The sequence below is a fragment of the Pseudomonas sp. ICMP 10191 genome, from assembly GCF_001467335.1.
Taxonomy (GTDB): domain Bacteria; phylum Pseudomonadota; class Gammaproteobacteria; order Pseudomonadales; family Pseudomonadaceae; genus Aquipseudomonas; species Aquipseudomonas cerasi.
This window is the reverse complement of record NZ_LKGW01000079.1, coordinates 67,121-82,969: the sequence shown is the minus strand read 5'-3', so window position 1 is coordinate 82,969 and position 15,849 is coordinate 67,121. Positions and strand designations below refer to the sequence as shown.

Here is a 15,849-nt window from a genome sequence, read left to right as displayed (position 1 = left end):
ATGGATGATGACGGCTCACTGGCGCTACCTCAATTCCCTGCAGCCCCTGTCCAACCTGTTCATCCAGGCTGCGCTCAGGCGCAAGGTCACCGGGATGCAGCTACCCGATCTGGGCTTGCGCAGCTGGATCGCGGTCGATACCGATAAACTCGAGGCATACCGCAAGGTCTGCGGCTTCGAAGAAAGCAGCCTGCTGCCTCCGACCTACCCGCATGTGCTGGCGTTTCCGCTGCAAATGCAATTGATGACCTCCGAGGACTTTCCATTCCCGCTGCTGGGGTTGATTCACCTCGCCAATCGCACCCGCACGCATCGTCCACTGGGCGGTGTGAGCCAGTTGTACATCAGCGTACAGGCCACTGATCTGCGCCCGCACGCCAAGGGCGCGACGTTCACCCTGGTCACTCAGGCCGAAGACGGCATGGGGCTGTTGTGGGAAGAAGAAAGCACCATGCTGTGCACCGCTGTGCACCTGGAAGACAGCCCTGTGAGCTATCCCGAAGCCGCGCCGCTACCGCTCAGCGAGCTGCAAGGCTGGCGGGCGTCGGCGCAAATAGGCCGCGAATACGCCAAGGTGTCGGGCGACTACAACCCGATTCACCTCAGCGCCCCCAGCGCCAGGCTGTTCGGTTTTCCACGCGCCATCGCCCACGGCATGTGGCTCAAGGCCCGTGCGCTCGCGGCGCTGGGCGAGCATTTGCCGGCCTCGAATGTCGAGATCAGCGTGCAGTTCCAGAAGCCTGTACGCCTGCCTGCCGACGTGACGCTGTCGACCAGTGCCGCCGGCTCGCATGGCCAGTTCCGTGTCGAAGGCCAGGAGGGCATCGTGCATATGGTCGGTAGCTGGCAGCCTGTCAGCGAGTGACGCACAGCCGGATGAACACCTCTGACGGGAGCATTGCTCCCATCAACGGCTGAACAAACCTCAACGCCCACTTGCCTGGCGAACCGTTCCCCCTGAAGCTATGCGTCTTCAGGAGAACACGATGAACCTCGACGAGTTGACCCAACGCCTGCACCGCATCCGCGACCAGAATGACTGGAAGCCATTTCACAGCCCGAAAAACCTGGCCATGGCTGCCAGTGTGGAGATGGCCGAGCTGGTGGAAATATTCCAATGGCTGCGCGAAGACCAGTCCCGCGAGCTGCCTGCCGAACAGTTGGAGCACGCCGGCCAGGAAGTCGGCGACATCGTCCTCTACCTGTTGCTGCTGTGCAGCGAACTGGGGCTGGACATGGACACGGTGGTGCGTAACAAGCTGGCTGACAGCGAGCGGAGATTTGCCAAGTGAGTGATCGGCATTTCGACCAGTTGGCAACCCGCTTTGCGGAAAAGATCTATGGCGGTGCCAAGGGAGCCATTCGTCTGGCGGTGCTGCAGGCCGACCTGACCGAGACCCTGCCCGCACGACCGCTTCGTGTACTGGATATCGGCGCCGGGCTGGGACACATGTCGCTGTGGCTGGCCGAACAGGGTCATCAGGTAACCCTGGCCGAACCCGCCGAGCCGATGCTCGAAGGCGCACGTCAGCGCTTCGCCGATGCCGGACAGACGGCAACCTTCATTCAGGCTCCGTGGCAGGCGCTGCCGGAGTTACTGAGCGACACTTATGATCTGGTGCTGTGCCACGCGGTGCTCGAGTGGCTGGCCGAGCCGCATACCATCCTCCCGGTGCTACGCCAGTTGACCAGGGACGATGGCTGGTTGTCGCTGGCGTTTTACAACCGCGATGCGTTGATCTATCGCAACCTGTTGAAGGGCCATTTCCGCAAGATGCGCAAGAATGACATGGCCGGGGAAAAACAGAGCCTGACGCCTCAGCAACCGCTCGACCCCCGGGAACTGGCGACGCAACTTGAAGGCCTGTGGCAAGTCGAAACCCGTAGCGGGGTGCGGGTATTTCACGATTACATGCCGGTTGAATTCCAGGCTCGGGCCGAGCTGACGGATCTGCTGGAAATGGAACTGGCGCATCGGCGTCATCCAGCCTTTGCCGGGCTGGGTCGATACCTTCACTGGATGTGCCGTCCGGTCTGACATCACTGCGGAGCCCACCATGAAACACCGTTCTGCCTTGTTTGCCGTGCTGCTGGGGACCAGTCTGTTCGGGATCAGCGCCTGCCAGAGCGACAACCCGTATGTCGCCAGCTCTCTGCCCATGCCGCCCGCTCCTGCGCAGGCGGCAAGGACGCTGGACATGAGCGCCTACCCTGCGCCGCCGCGGGACTATGGGCGTTATCGGTCCTGGGGCTGGCTCAACGGCCAGCTGCCGCCGGGTACGGCGTGGGTGGATTCGGCGCAGGTGGTCGAAGCCGTGAGCAACGGTCTGGACCAGCGTGGTTTGCGACCGGCTCGCGGCAATCAGCCGGCAGACTTGTACGTCACTGCCACGACCCGCCAGGAAACCCGGCTGCGTCAGGTGCGTGAAGATTACGATCCCTACTATGGGGGCGGCATGGGCTATGGCCGCTACGATGGCTACCGGCCCGGTTACGGCGGCTACGCCAGCGTGCCGGTGGTACGCACCTATCAGGAAAAGGTCATGGTGGTGCAGATCAACCTGATCGACGCGCGCAGCAACCAGCCGGTATGGAGCGCCAGCGCCGATGCGCGCGCCAGCAATAATCTGGCCGACCGCAGCAGTGCGTTGCGCCAGGCCGTGCAACAGGCTCTGGCGGCCTACCCGCCTTCGTAACCCTTTCGGAGAACTGCCATGTTTCGCCGTATCGTTCTGCTGACCTGTGCCGTGCTGCTGACGGCCTGTCAGAGCAACTCGATCAATCGCGACTTCGATGCCCAGCGGGATTTCGGCGGCTATCGCAGCTGGAGCTGGAAGGAGCCCGCCGTTCAGTATCAGCCTGACAATGATCCGCGGCTCAAGAGCGACCTGACCGAGCAGCGCCTTCGCCAGTCGATCGGCGAACAGCTGGACCAGCGCGGTCTGCGCATGGCAACAGCCGGTGCCCGGCCGGATTTGAAAGTGCAGGCCTGGCTGATTGTCGAAAACCGTCAGCAGACGGTCAGCACCAACTATGGCGGGGGCTGGAACCCCTGGGGTGGTTATGGCTACTGGAACGGGCCGATGAACACCGAAACCCGCAGCGTCGACTACAAGGTCGGCACCGTGCAGATCGATATGTTCGACGGCAAGGACGGCAAACTGGTCTGGCGTGGAAGCACCGAGCGCATTCTCAACGACAACGCCGGCAGCCCGTCCGAACGCGATCAGGCCATGCGCACCACGGTGGCGAAAATTCTGGAGCAGTATCCACCGCGCTAGCCACGACTGACGTGCCGATGCACTGCGTCGGCATGGCGTTTCAGACGCTCTGCTGCCTTGGGCAATGAACAGCGCGATCCGGGCTCAGGCCTGCAGATCGCCCTGCATTTCATCGAGCAATTCCTGAATCGCGTCGAGACGCTCTTCGGGATCGTCGATTTCCAGCAGTTCCACTTTGTCTTTTTCGGTGAACGGCAGCAGGTAGGCAAGCTGGTTGGACAACGCGTATTGCCCACCGGCAGACATGCCCATGTTCAAGGAAGCCACCATCGGATGCTCGGCCAGCGCTTCGAGCAGGGCCACGAGGTCAGCATCTTCCTCCTGCAACGGGCGCTCCACGGGCTCTTCCAGCCATTCAACCTCGGCCACCAACAGTTGATCGCGCTGAACCTCGGCGGCAACGACGCGGAAGCGACGCCCGCCGACGACCCGAATGCCCAGCAAGCCGTTCTCCTGCTGCTGAAAATCGGTAACCAGCGCTTCGCAGCCGATCATCGAGTAGCCGCCCGGCACTGGGCCGATTTCACTTCCCTCGGTGATACACACCACACCGAACCCTTCTCCCTGCTTCATGCAACGGCCGATCATGTCCAGGTAACGGGCCTCGAACAGCTGCAGATCAAGCACGCACCCCGGAAACAGCACAGCGTTCAGTGGAAACAATGGCAGCGTCATAGAAAAGCCTCCTTTTAAATGGCCAGCGACATTGCCAGCGGCAGGAACAACGCCGTCGCAACGCCCATCAGACTCATTGCCAACGCAGCAAAAGCCCCCGATTCCTCGCCCTCCTGCAATGCCACGGATGTGCCTACCGCATGTGCAGTGAGCCCCAGCGCCATGCCTCGGGCAGCAGGATTATCCACCCCGATCAGCGACAGCAGACCGGGGCCGAAAATGGCACCGAATACACCAGTAATCAACACAAAAACCGCTGCCAGGGCGGCAACCCCGCCGATCTGCTCGGCGACCAGCATGGCAATGGGCGATGTCACCGACTTCGGTGCCATGGTCATCAGAATCATGTGGTCGGCACCGAACAGCACCCCGAAGCCCACGCACAGGCCGGTGGCAAACACCCCGCCGACTACCAGCGTAGTCAAGACCGGCCAGAACAACTGTCGGATCCGTCGCATATTCAGATAGAGCGGGACCGCCAGCGCGACGGTTGCAGGCCCCAGCAGCGTGCCCAGAATCTCGGTGCTTTTGCGGTACTCGGCGTACTCAAGGTCGCAGAACAGCACGACCCCGATCACCACCACCATCGAGACCAGCACGGGCTGCAGAAACAGCCAGCGGGTTCTTTCGTAAGCCGCCATCGCCAGTTGATAGGCACCCAGGGTGATCGCGATGCCGAAAAGCGGGTGATGAATCACCGACAGCCATGCACCGTGCCAGTCAAGACTCATGGCAACTCCCGGCGCTGAGCCTGACGCTTGATCAGGGTCTGCATCAGCCAGCCGACGAAGGTCACGGAAATCATCAGCGACAGGGTCAGCGTGCCGAAGATCGCCCAGAAGTCCTCGGCAATCGCCGACGCGTAAACCATCACCCCGACCGCAGGCGGCACCAGCAGCAACGGCAGATAGCGCAACAAACTGCTGGCAGCAGTGCTGATCGGCTCGCTGACTTCACCGCGCCACATCAGATAGCCCATTAACAGCACGAGGCCGATGATCGGCCCCGGCAAAATCGACAGAAACAGATGGTTGAGCGCGGTCCCCAGCAATTGGAACAGCACCAGCCATGTCAAACCCCTTAACAGCATGAGGACTCCAGCAGATAAACGAACCCGGCGAACGATCGGCGTCATTATAAACACGCTGCGCCAGAGGTCATGAGTGGGTATTCGCATTGCCGCAGTTGCTTGACCGGGCAACCGCCCTCTGCTGATCTGGTCATTCGCCCGCAGGCATCAGCGGATGCGGGCAGGGGCAGCTCCATACCCCCTCATCAGACAAGGAGAGCGGCATGCCTTTTGTACCCGTCGAAGAGCTCAAACAATACACCGGCAAGGACGCAGTCTATTCAGACTGGCTGACCATCGATCAGCAGCGTATCAACCTGTTCGCCGACGCCACAGGGGATTTCCAGTTCATCCATGTCGACCCGGTCAAAGCAGCGCAGACCCCGTTCGGCACGACTATCGCACACGGCTTCCTGTCTTTGTCGCTGATCCCCAAGCTCATGGAGGGCATCATGGTACTGCCCGAAGGCTTGAAGATGGCGGTCAATTACGGGATGGACAGTGTGCGCTTCGTTCAACCGGTGACGGTCAACTCGCGGGTGCGCCTCAAGTTCCAATTGACCGGCGTAAGCGAGAAAAAACCCGGTCAGTGGTTGCTCAAGGCAATGGCCACACTGGAGATAGAAGGTCAGGAAAAACCCGCTTTTGTGGCCGAGCCTTTAACGCTGTGTTTCGTATAAGGCGTTTAAAACATGAAACAGTCGTAACAGACTGTTTCATCCCGCTGACCCGCTGCGGCATACTCCCCTGCGGTCGTGCCCCCTAACATCTGCTCAAGCGGAGCCGGGCTCGCCCCTGAATCATTCTTCCGGGATCTCACATGCGCGCGCTCGCTCCATTGGCTTTGACACTCTTGATCGCAGGTTGCGGTGATGGCGAATCAATTTTGCCGCCAGACGGCCGCCTGCCCGACGGCGGACGCTACCGGGGCGATCTGGTCAATGGCGTTCTACAGGGCCAGGGCCGCATCGATTACCCCAACGGCAGTTGGTACGCAGGTCAGTTCGAAAACGGCCTGCGTCAAGGTCAGGGCGAATGGCACTCCAGCACCGGCGACGTCTACAAGGGTGGCTTCGAGCAAGGTCTGTTCAATGGCCAGGGCCGCCTGACCACCCGCGCTGGCGCGAGTTATGTCGGCAACTTCAAGCTTGGCATGCGCGACGGCGAAGGCACCCAGAAAGACAAGGGCGTGCTTTACCGTGGCCAGTTCAAGGCCGGCGTGTACGACGGGCCCGGTCGCCTGGAGCTGGAAGACGGCAGCCAGCATCAGGGCATGTTCGCCAATGGCAAGGCCAATGGCGAGGGTTCGCGCAGCGACGCCAGCGGCAACCAGTACAGCGGCAATTTCATCGACGGACAATTGCAGGGCACCGGCAGCTTCACCAGCGCTGACGGCGATCAATACGTCGGTAATTTCCACAACAGCCAGCTGGATGGCAAGGGTCGCTACGAAAACAGTGACGGCGACGTCTGGAGCGGTGAATTCAAGGAAGGCGCGCTGACCGGCAAAGGCGAGTTGATCGGCTCTGACGGCAGCCGCTATCAGGGTGATTTCGACAACTGGCGCTTCATGGGTCAGGGCCAGTTGCTGCTGGCCGATGGCAGCCGTTACATCGGCCAGTTTGCCGATGACACCTACCAGGGCGACGGTGTGCTGATTTCCGCCGATGGCAAGGAGCAGCGCGGCATCTGGGCCAATGGTCAGCGGATCCGTGATGCCAAAGGCAAATTGCTGCCGGACCCACTGGAAGCCGGGCTGCTGGTCCAGGGTTCGCTGCTGGACAAGGCACTGGCAGCCGTGCCGGCGTCGACACCCGCTACCGAGCTGTACACGCTCGTCGTAGGTGGCGACGGCAAGCAGAGCGTGTTCATGCGCGAGGCGGACTACGTGAGCAACCTGCTCAAGTCGCGTTTCGGGGCCGTCGGACAGGTCAGCCTGGTCAATCATCGCGATCACATGGATGACCGGCCGATGGCGACGCGTGAAACCATCACCCGCGCAGTACAGACACTCGCCCAGCGCACCGGCCCGGAAGATCTGGTGTTCATTTACCTGACCAGCCACGGCACTCAGGATCATGAACTGGTGCTCGACCAGCCGCGCCTGTCGCTGGCAGACCTGCCCGCCGACGCCCTGGCAGCAGCCCTCGCGCCATTGAAGAACCGTGACAAGGTCGTGGTGATTTCAGCCTGTTATTCGGGCGGGTTCATTCCCGACCTGAAAGATGAGCGCACGCTGATCATGACCGCCTCGCGCGCCGACCGCGTCTCGTTCGGCTGCTCGGAAGAAGCGGACTTCACTTATTTTGGCGATGCACTATTTGCCAGGGCATTGGTCGAAACCGATGACCTGCAACACGCTTTCAACGAAGCGAAGGCCTATGTTGCGCAACGTGAGACCGAAGACAACTTCGAAGCCTCCGAACCGCAGATATGGGCACCCAAAGGAGTCCTGGCGCGCTGGCAGCAGTTGCGCAAGAGCCAGGCCGAACGCGCGTTGAGTACGGCGTTGAACCGCACGGAAGCGAAGACTTCGACTAGCCGCTAGGCTTATGTGTATTAAGGGAGAAGCCACATGTACCTGACGCCGCAACACATCCTGCTCGCAGGAGCCACAGGCCTTACAGGCGAGCATTTGCTGGACCGGCTGCTCAGCGAGCCGACCGTCAGCCGCGTGTTGGCACCGACCCGCAAGCCGCTGGCCGAGCACTCGCACCTGGAAAACCCGATCGGCGAGCTGGCGACCTTGCTGCCAACGCTGTCCGGCCGGGTGGACATCGCATTCTGTTGCCTGGGCACCACGATCAAACAGGCCGGTTCACAGGAAGCCTTCAAGGCCGTCGATCTGGACATGGTCACGGCGTTCGCCAGCCGCGCCCGCGAACTCGGTGCTCGCCACTTGCTGGTGATCAGCGCAGTCGGCGCAGACCCGGCGTCCAGTACCTTTTACAACCGTGTCAAAGGCGAAATGGAACAGGCGCTTCGCGCGCAAGGCTGGCCGCAACTGACCATCGCCCGCCCTTCCCTGCTGGTGGGCAGCCGTCCTGAAACCCGCTGGGTCGAGCAACTGGCGGCACCTATCGCCAAACTGATCCCCGGCAAATACGGCGCCATCGAAGCCTGCCAACTGGCCCGCGCCCTGTGGCGGCTGGCGCTGGAAGAGCAGAACGGCGAACGGATCGTCGAATCGGATGAGCTGCGCAAGCTGGGCAAGTAGGTGATGATCGCCAGGGCCCAGCGCTGATCGTTCCCGCGCTCCGCGTGGGAATGCAGTTCGTGACGCTCTGCGTCACCCAAGGGAGCCTTACCCGATAGCCCAGGTGTCGCTCCGCCCCCCTAAAGCCCGCCTGTAGCCTGAACCCCCAGTCCCGCCGCGGTCAGCAATGACAGTGGCAGCAGCAGGGTGTCGAGCAGCGCACTGCCAGGCAGGTCCAGGCCCGGGTAGCTGGGAGCGTCTGCGCCGAATCGGTCGGCGGCACAGCAACCACCCTGCAGCGCGTACATATTCAACCGCGTACCGGCATACACCACCGGCGCACCAGGTTTGGCCGCATTGAGCGTGCGTGCCGTTGCGCATCCGGTCAGCGCCAGCGCAAGCGCTACCAGCAGCAGCTTATTCATCGCCGCCAATATGGTGCTCGCCCCAGCGCGGCAACATGTCCTGAGGAATATTCAGCAGGTTGAGGATCCGCGCGACGATAAAGTCCACCAGGTCGTCGATGGTCTGCGGCTGGTGATAAAAGCCGGGAGACGCCGGCAGAATCACTGCGCCCATGTTCGACAGCTTGAGCATGTGTTCCAGATGAATGCTGGAATACGGCGCTTCGCGCGGCACCAGAATCAACTGGCGCCGCTCCTTCAGCGTGACGTCAGCGGCGCGCTCGATCAGATTGTTGCAAGCCCCGGTGGCAATCGCCGACAGCGAACCGGTGGAACACGGCACCACCACCATCGCGCTGGGCGCACCCGAGCCGGAGGCCACTGGCGACATCCAGTCATCGCGTCCATAGACGCGAATCTGCCCGGCAGACGCACCGGTGTACTCCGTCAGAAACGCCTGCATCATCATCGCCTTGGGCGGCAGGCGCACGTCGGTCTCGGTGGCCATCACCAGTTGCGCCGCCTTGGAGATCAGGAAATGTACTTCCCGGTCCTCACGCACCAGACAATCCAGCAGGCGCAGGCCATATTGCGCGCCTGATGCACCGGTCATCGCGACGGTGACGCGCTCCGGGCCGCTCATTGCAACGCCTCCGCCAGTTTGCCATGCAGACCGCCAAAGCCGCCGTTGCTCATGATCACAATGTGCGTGCCGGGCTGCGCCTGGCTTTTGACCCGGGCGATGATTGCCTCGAGGGAATCACAGACCAACGCCGGCACAGTGCCTCCCGCGACTGTTGCCGCCAGGTCCCAGCCCAGATTGGGGGGCGCATACCAGACCACCTGATCCGCCTGACTCACGCTTTCCCGCAAGCCATCGCGATGCGCGCCAAGCTTCATCGAGTTGGAGCGCGGCTCGATGACTGCAATGATCGACGCATCACCGACCTTTTTGCGCAGGCCGTCCAGCGTGGTGGCGATGGCCGTGGGGTGATGAGCGAAGTCATCATAAATAGTGATGCCGCGCACGTCGGCGACCTTTTCCATACGCCGTTTGACGCTCTTGAATGCACTGAGCGCCTGCACACCCAGCAGCGGCACCACGCCAACATGGCGAGCGGCTGCCAGCGTCGCCAGGGCGTTTGCTACGTTGTGCTGACCGGTCATGTCCCAGTCGACGGTGCCTTGAAGCTCGCCTTCGAACAGCACTTCAAAGCGCGAGCCGTCTTCGCTCAACAGTCGTGCCTGCCACTGACCGTTCTGGCCTGTGGTCTGTACCGGCGTCCAGCAGCCCATCTCGATGACCCGCGCCAACGCCGGCTCGGTAGTCGGATGGATCACCAGGCCTTCGCTCGGGATAGTACGCACCAGATGGTGAAACTGGCGTTCGATGGCCGGCAGATCGGGGAAGATGTCGGCATGATCGAACTCAAGATTGTTGAGGATCGCTGTCCGTGGGCGGTAGTGAACGAACTTGGAGCGTTTGTCGAAGAACGCGCTGTCGTACTCATCGGCCTCGACCACAAAGAACGGGGTCTCGCCCAGACGCGCCGACACGGCGAAGTTCTGCGGGATGCCGCCGATCAGGAAGCCGGGGCTCATGCCCGCGTGTTCCAGCACCCAGGCCAGCATGCTGCTGGTGGTGGTCTTGCCGTGCGTGCCGGCCACGGCCAGCACCCAGCGGCCCTGCAGCACATGGTCCGCCAGCCACTGCGGGCCAGACACATACGGCAAACCGGTGTTGAGCACATATTCAACCGCAGGGTTGCCACGCGACAGCGCGTTGCCGACCACTACCAGGTCCGGCGCGGGAATCAGTTGCACGGGATCATAGCCTTGGGTCAGCTCGATGCCCTGCGCCTGGAGCTGGGTGCTCATCGGTGGATAGACATTGGCGTCGGAGCCCGTGACCCGGTGCCCCAACTCTTTGGCGAGCACCGCCAGAGACCCCATGAACGTGCCGCAGATACCAAGGATATGAATATGCATGACCAACCTCTCAGAACATCTGCGCAGGTTAACGTAGGGACGGTGAAATGGCACCCTGAGTTTGTCCGTCGTCTCGCGCGCGCAAGCCATTTCAATGCCAGGCAGATAAGCCTAAAGTCCTAGCCACGGCCGAATGCAAATGGCCTATTCTTGAACGCTTATTGCCAGATACCCGAAAGCAGAATCGACACAGACTCCCTCACAACAAGAACCAGGAGACATACCATGCGTTACGCTCATCCCGGTACCGAAGGCGCTATCGTCAACTTCAAGGAACGCTACGGTAACTACATCGGCGGCGAGTTCGTCGCACCGGTGAAAGGCCAGTATTTCACCAACACCTCGCCGGTCACCGGCAAGGCCATTGCAGAATTTCCGCGCTCCACCGCCGAAGACATCGACAAGGCACTCGACGCCGCACACGCTGCCGCTGCGGCCTGGGGCTCGACCTCGGTGCAGGCACGCTCGCTGGTCCTGCTGAAGATTGCCGATCGCATCGAAGCCAATCTGGAAGTCCTGGCCATCACCGAAACCTGGGACAACGGCAAGGCAATCCGCGAAACCCTCAACGCCGATATCCCGCTGGCTGCCGACCATTTCCGCTACTTCGCCGGCGTGCTGCGTGCGCAGGAAGGCAGCGCCGCCGAAATCGACGGCAATACCGTGGCCTATCACATTCATGAGCCGCTGGGCGTGGTCGGGCAGATCATCCCGTGGAACTTCCCGCTCCTGATGGCCGCCTGGAAACTCGCCCCTGCGCTGGCTGCCGGTAATTGTATCGTGCTCAAACCTGCCGAGCAGACGCCGCTGGGCATCAGCGTGCTGATCGAACTGATCGGCGACCTGCTGCCTCCCGGCGTGCTGAACATCGTGCAGGGTTATGGCCGCGAAGCGGGTGAAGCGCTGGCCAGCAGCAAACGCATCGCCAAAATCGCCTTTACCGGCTCGACACCGGTCGGCTCACACATCATGAAACTGGCTGCGGACAACATCATCCCGTCCACCGTGGAACTGGGCGGCAAGTCGCCGAACATCTTCTTCGAAGACATCATGAGCGCCGAGCCTGAGTTCATCGACAAGGCCGCCGAAGGCCTGGTGCTGGCGTTCTTCAATCAGGGCGAAGTCTGCACCTGCCCGTCTCGCGCGCTGGTGCAGGAGTCGATCTATCCGCAGTTCATGGAAGCGGTGATGCGCAAGGTCGAGAAGATCAAGCGCGGCGACCCGCTGGACACCGACACCATGGTCGGCGCGCAGGCATCCGAGCAACAATTCGACAAGATTCTTTCGTACCTGGACATCGCCAAGGGCGAAGGCGCAGAGCTGTTGACCGGCGGCAAAGTGGAGAAGCTGGAGGGCAACCTGTCCACTGGCTACTACATTCAGCCGACGCTGCTCAAAGGCAACAATAAAATGCGCGTGTTCCAGGAAGAAATCTTCGGCCCGGTGGTCAGCGTCACGACCTTCAAGGACGAAGCAGAAGCCGTGGCCATCGCCAACGATACCGAGTTCGGTCTGGGCGCAGGCCTGTGGACCCGCGACATCAACCGCGCCTACCGCGTGGGCCGGGCGATCAAGGCCGGACGCGTGTGGACCAACTGCTACCACCTGTACCCGGCACACGCCGCGTTCGGTGGCTACAAGAAATCCGGCGTCGGCCGCGAAACCCACAAAATCGCGCTTGAGCATTATCAACAGACCAAAAACCTGCTGGTGAGCTACGACACCAACCCGCTGGGTTTCTTCTAGCACCCGCCCGCGATATGACGCAAAGCGTCACGAACTGCATGCCAACGCGGAGCATTGGCACGATAGTCGTCTCAAGATGTTTATCGCTCCCGCGCACTGCGCGATAGTCATCTCAAAAACATCGCGCACCAACCCTGTGCATCGCGCCTTGGCCCACCGCCCTGGCGTGATGCATCTTTGCTCTGAATCCTCCGTTCATGGTTGCAAACTCGCACTCCCGGTCAGGATGGAGTATTAATTGCTTGCATCGCTTCCCACAGTCGTTTGAACCGGGACGTATCCGTTTCAGCGAAAGACTACGTCCGACGCAAGCAGCGCGACGTCATGGAGAATCTGTATGGCGAGCTTTTCCCATTCTGTCGGTGCGCAGACGTACCGCTTCGACAGCCTCAAAGAAGTCATGGCCAAGGCCAGTCCTGCGCGCTCCGGTGACTATCTGGCCGAAGTCGCGGCGCAGAACGACGGTGAGCGAGTCGCAGCGCAGATGGCGCTGGCGAACATTCCGCTCAAGCACTTTCTTGAAGAAGCCCTGATCCCTTACGAACAGGACGAAGTTACCCGGCTGATCATCGACACCCACGACAAACTGGCGTTTGCCCCGGTCAGTCATCTGACAGTCGGCGGCTTTCGCGACTGGCTGCTCAGCGACAAGGCCGACGAAACCAGTCTGCGCGCGCTGGCCCCCGGCCTGACCCCGGAAATGGCCGCTGCCGTTTCAAAGATCATGCGTGTGCAGGATCTGGTGCTGGTGGCGCAGAAAATCCGCGTGGTCACGCGCTTCCGTAACACCATGGGCCTGCGCGGCCGTCTGTCGACACGCCTGCAACCCAATCACCCCACCGACGACCCGTCCGGCATTGCCGCCAGCGTGCTCGACGGCCTGCTGTACGGTAACGGCGATGCCATGATTGGCATCAACCCGGCCACTGACAGCACCTCGTCCATCGTTGCTCTGCTGGAAATGCTCGACGCCATTGTCCAGCGCTATGAAATCCCCACGCAATCCTGCGTGCTGACCCACGTCACCACCTCGATTGAAGTGATCAACCGTGGCGTACCGGTCGATCTGGTGTTTCAGTCGATCACCGGCACTGAAGCCGCCAACGCCAGCTTCGGCATCAGTCTCAAGCTGTTGCAGGAAGGCTATGAAGCGGGCCTGAGCCTGAACCGCGGCACCCTCGGGCAAAACCTGATGTATTTCGAGACCGGGCAAGGCAGCGCGCTGTCGGCCAACGCGCACCATGGCATCGACCAGCAGACCTGCGAGACCCGCGCCTATGCCGTCGCCCGGCATTTCAATCCGTTTCTGGTCAACACCGTGGTCGGTTTCATCGGCCCCGAGTATCTGTACAACGGCAAACAGATCATCCGCGCCGGTCTGGAGGATCACTTCTGCGGCAAACTGCTGGGCGTACCGATGGGCTGTGACATCTGCTACACCAACCACGCAGAGGCCGATCAGGACGACATGGACACTCTGCTGACATTGCTGGGCGTCGCGGGGATCAACTTCATCATGGGCATTCCCGGCTCCGACGACATCATGCTCAACTACCAGACCACCTCGTTCCACGACGCGCTGTACGCCAGGCAAAGCCTGGGCCTGCGTCCTGCACCGGAATACGAAGCCTGGCTGGAGAAAATGGGCATCTTCACCCAGGCCGACGGTCGTGTGCGCTTCGGCGACAGCCTGCCGCCTGCCTTCCGTCAGGCGCTGGCGCATCTAGCATGAGTGACGAGCCGATGAACGAACTACAAGACAGCGCCGCCCCCACCAATCCCTGGCTGGAACTGCGCCGCCTGACCCCCGCGCGTATTGCGCTGGGTCGTACCGGCACCAGCCTGCCGACCTCTGCGCAACTGGACTTTCAAGCCGCTCATGCGCAGGCGCGCGACGCGGTGCATCTGGCCTTCGACCATGCCGCGATCAACGCACAACTGACCGAAAAAGGTCGTGAAACCCTGTTGCTGCACAGCGCCGCGGCCGACCGGGACAGCTACCTGCAGCGCCCGGACCTGGGCCGTCGCCTGAATGACGAATCAGCGCAGACGTTGCGTGACTATGCTGCGGCTCATCCGGGCGGTCTCGATCTGGCGGTCGTGGTCGCCGACGGTCTGTCCGCCCTGGCGGTGCATCGGCATGCGGTACCTTTCCTCATTCGCCTGGAAGAACAGGCCAGTGCCGAGGGCTGGTCGCTGTCGCCAGTGATCATGGTCGAACAGGGCCGCGTCGCCGTGGCCGATGAGGTCGGCGAACTGCTCGGTGCGAAGATGGTGGTCATTCTGATCGGCGAGCGCCCCGGTCTCAGCTCCCCGGACAGTCTGGGCCTGTACTTCACCTACGCGCCGAAGGTCGGGCTGAACGACGCGCACCGCAACTGTATTTCCAATGTGCGCCTGGAAGGCTTGAGCTACGGCATGGCCGCTCATCGGCTGCTGTACCTGATGCGCGAGGCCTGCAGGCGGCAGATTTCCGGGGTCAATCTGAAGGACGAAGCTGAGCTGCAGATTCTGGAATCAGACGGCACTGATGATCATTCAGAAAAACCCATCGGCAACTTCCTGCTCGACGGTCCTGCAGCGCCGCATTAGGCCCCATGCAGGCTTATGCCATTCCAAGCCGCCGGGCCGATTCGCGTAATCAGCCCGGCGTATGGCATCAGCCCGGATGAACGTTGCGGCCTGTTCATCCCTTCTGAAGACGTACCGCTCACCCCCCATTCAACCCCGCCGCTTATTCCGAAGCCCCTTCTGCGCATTCTGCTTCTATAATGCCGCGCATACGCACAGTCGTTTCTTCCGCATGCGACCCCGGACAGGGTTCTCGCCTCAGGTGCTTTAATGGAATTCAACCCGCTCGACCTTATTCTGCATCTCGACGTTTACCTTGACCTGTTGGTGACCAACTACGGCACATGGGTTTACGCGATTCTATTTCTGGTGATTTTCTGCGAGACCGGGCTGGTGATCATGCCCTTCCTGCCGGGCGACTCGCTGCTGTTCATCGCTGGCGCCGTGGCTGCCGGTGGCGGCATGGACCCGGTCCTGCTGGCCGGGTTGCTGATGCTCGCAGCGATTCTGGGCGACAGCACCAACTACGTGATTGGCCGCACGGTTGGCGAAAAACTGTTCAGCAACTCGTCATCGCGCATCTTCCGCCGCGACTACCTGCTGCGCACCCAGGATTTTTACGCACGCCACGGCGGCAAGACCGTCACGCTGGCGCGCTTCCTGCCGATTATCCGCACCTTCGCGCCATTCGTGGCCGGTGTGGGCAGGATGTCCTATCCGCGCTTCGTGGGCTTCAGCGTGCTGGGTTCGGTGCTGTGGGTCGGCAGTCTGGTGACCCTGGGCTTCTTCTTCGGCAACGTGCCATTCATCAAGCACAACCTGACCTTCCTGGTACTGGCAATCATCCTGCTGTCACTGGTGCCGATGGTCATCGGCGTGGTGCGCAGCCGCACTGCGCGTCCGGTCGACGCGCGCTGA

The 15,849-nt window shown here is 61.6% G+C and carries 18 protein-coding genes; 12 read left to right on the top strand and 6 right to left on the bottom strand.

Going from position 1 to position 15,849, the window contains the following annotated elements:
- Positions 1 to 7: 7 nt before the first annotated feature.
- From AO388_RS07575 to AO388_RS07555, 5 genes are all read left to right on the top strand, one after another.
- Positions 8 to 865 carry a MaoC family dehydratase gene (locus tag AO388_RS07575; protein ID WP_054081323.1) on the top strand — a complete coding sequence of 286 codons (858 nt, stop codon included), beginning with the start codon at positions 8 to 10 and terminating at the stop codon, positions 863 to 865.
- Between the two features lie 121 nt (positions 866 to 986).
- Positions 987 to 1,292, top strand: coding sequence for a MazG-like family protein (locus tag AO388_RS07570; protein ID WP_003366436.1), 306 nt, complete (start codon positions 987 to 989; stop codon positions 1,290 to 1,292).
- Positions 1,289 to 2,038: a methyltransferase domain-containing protein gene (locus tag AO388_RS07565; protein ID WP_003431865.1), complete on the top strand. Its 750-nt coding sequence runs from the start codon at positions 1,289 to 1,291 to the stop codon at positions 2,036 to 2,038. The genes AO388_RS07570 and AO388_RS07565 overlap by 4 nt, the downstream gene beginning before the upstream one ends.
- A 19-nt stretch (positions 2,039 to 2,057) precedes the next feature.
- Positions 2,058 to 2,696, top strand: a complete 639-nt coding sequence (locus AO388_RS07560) for a DUF4136 domain-containing protein (protein WP_002555543.1) — start codon at positions 2,058 to 2,060, stop codon at positions 2,694 to 2,696.
- Positions 2,697 to 2,714: 18 nt separating this feature from the next.
- Positions 2,715 to 3,281 carry a DUF4136 domain-containing protein gene (locus AO388_RS07555; RefSeq protein ID WP_003366430.1) on the top strand — a complete coding sequence of 189 codons (567 nt, stop codon included), beginning with the start codon at positions 2,715 to 2,717 and terminating at the stop codon, positions 3,279 to 3,281.
- An 84-nt stretch (positions 3,282 to 3,365) separates the two neighbouring features.
- Here AO388_RS07555 and AO388_RS07550 read toward each other — a convergent pair whose 3' ends face one another.
- From AO388_RS07550 to AO388_RS07540, 3 genes are read right to left on the bottom strand one after another with little or no spacing between them, the layout of a single operon-like run.
- On the bottom strand, positions 3,366 to 3,956 hold the full coding sequence (locus AO388_RS07550; protein WP_003366428.1) for an LON peptidase substrate-binding domain-containing protein: 591 nt from the start codon (positions 3,954 to 3,956) through the stop codon (positions 3,366 to 3,368).
- 14 nt (positions 3,957 to 3,970) lie between these two features.
- Positions 3,971 to 4,687, bottom strand: coding sequence for an LrgB family protein (locus AO388_RS07545; RefSeq protein ID WP_003366426.1), 717 nt, complete (start codon positions 4,685 to 4,687; stop codon positions 3,971 to 3,973).
- A complete protein-coding gene (locus tag AO388_RS07540) occupies positions 4,684 to 5,046 on the bottom strand; it encodes a CidA/LrgA family protein (RefSeq protein WP_003431869.1) in 363 nt (120 codons plus the stop codon). The genes AO388_RS07545 and AO388_RS07540 overlap by 4 nt, the downstream gene beginning before the upstream one ends.
- Positions 5,047 to 5,249: 203 nt before the next feature.
- Here AO388_RS07540 and AO388_RS07535 point away from each other — a divergent pair, with 203 nt between their 5' ends.
- From AO388_RS07535 to AO388_RS07525, 3 genes are all read left to right on the top strand, one after another.
- Complete coding sequence (locus tag AO388_RS07535) at positions 5,250 to 5,705, top strand: MaoC family dehydratase (RefSeq protein ID WP_058416255.1); 456 nt, start codon at positions 5,250 to 5,252, stop codon at positions 5,703 to 5,705.
- Positions 5,706 to 5,845: 140 nt separating this feature from the next.
- On the top strand, positions 5,846 to 7,573 hold the full coding sequence (locus AO388_RS07530; RefSeq protein WP_003366418.1) for a C13 family peptidase: 1,728 nt from the start codon (positions 5,846 to 5,848) through the stop codon (positions 7,571 to 7,573).
- 27 nt (positions 7,574 to 7,600) lie between these two features.
- A complete protein-coding gene (locus AO388_RS07525; protein ID WP_003431871.1) occupies positions 7,601 to 8,242 on the top strand; it encodes an NAD(P)H-binding protein in 642 nt (213 codons plus the stop codon).
- Positions 8,243 to 8,361: 119 nt separating this feature from the next.
- Here the strand turns inward: AO388_RS07525 and AO388_RS07520 are convergent, their stop codons facing one another.
- Genes AO388_RS07520 through mpl form a run of 3 tightly spaced genes read right to left on the bottom strand, consistent with a single transcriptional unit; the run spans position 8,362 to position 10,614 of the window.
- The gene (locus AO388_RS07520) at positions 8,362 to 8,646 is read right to left on the bottom strand and encodes a YceK/YidQ family lipoprotein (RefSeq protein ID WP_003366412.1); all 285 of its coding nucleotides are present in this window, start codon (positions 8,644 to 8,646) and stop codon (positions 8,362 to 8,364) included.
- Positions 8,639 to 9,268, bottom strand: a complete 630-nt coding sequence (gene ubiX / locus AO388_RS07515; RefSeq protein ID WP_003366410.1) for a flavin prenyltransferase UbiX — start codon at positions 9,266 to 9,268, stop codon at positions 8,639 to 8,641. The genes AO388_RS07520 and ubiX overlap by 8 nt, the downstream gene beginning before the upstream one ends.
- Complete coding sequence (gene mpl / locus AO388_RS07510) at positions 9,265 to 10,614, bottom strand: UDP-N-acetylmuramate:L-alanyl-gamma-D-glutamyl-meso-diaminopimelate ligase (RefSeq protein ID WP_058416254.1); 1,350 nt, start codon at positions 10,612 to 10,614, stop codon at positions 9,265 to 9,267. Before mpl ends, ubiX begins: the two co-directional genes overlap by 4 nt.
- A gap of 225 nt (positions 10,615 to 10,839) precedes the next feature.
- Between mpl and exaC the strand changes: the two genes are divergently transcribed.
- The 4 genes from exaC (at position 10,840) to AO388_RS07490 (ending at position 15,849) form a co-directional block, all read left to right on the top strand.
- A complete protein-coding gene (exaC, locus tag AO388_RS07505) occupies positions 10,840 to 12,360 on the top strand; it encodes an acetaldehyde dehydrogenase ExaC (RefSeq protein WP_044310536.1) in 1,521 nt (506 codons plus the stop codon).
- Between the two features lie 337 nt (positions 12,361 to 12,697).
- Complete coding sequence (locus tag AO388_RS07500; RefSeq protein WP_044310537.1) at positions 12,698 to 14,092, top strand: ethanolamine ammonia-lyase subunit EutB; 1,395 nt, start codon at positions 12,698 to 12,700, stop codon at positions 14,090 to 14,092.
- The gene (gene eutC, locus AO388_RS07495; RefSeq protein ID WP_058397707.1) at positions 14,089 to 14,952 is read left to right on the top strand and encodes an ethanolamine ammonia-lyase subunit EutC; all 864 of its coding nucleotides are present in this window, start codon (positions 14,089 to 14,091) and stop codon (positions 14,950 to 14,952) included. The genes AO388_RS07500 and eutC overlap by 4 nt, the downstream gene beginning before the upstream one ends.
- Positions 14,953 to 15,201: 249 nt before the next feature.
- Complete coding sequence (locus AO388_RS07490; RefSeq protein ID WP_003366404.1) at positions 15,202 to 15,849, top strand: DedA family protein; 648 nt, start codon at positions 15,202 to 15,204, stop codon at positions 15,847 to 15,849.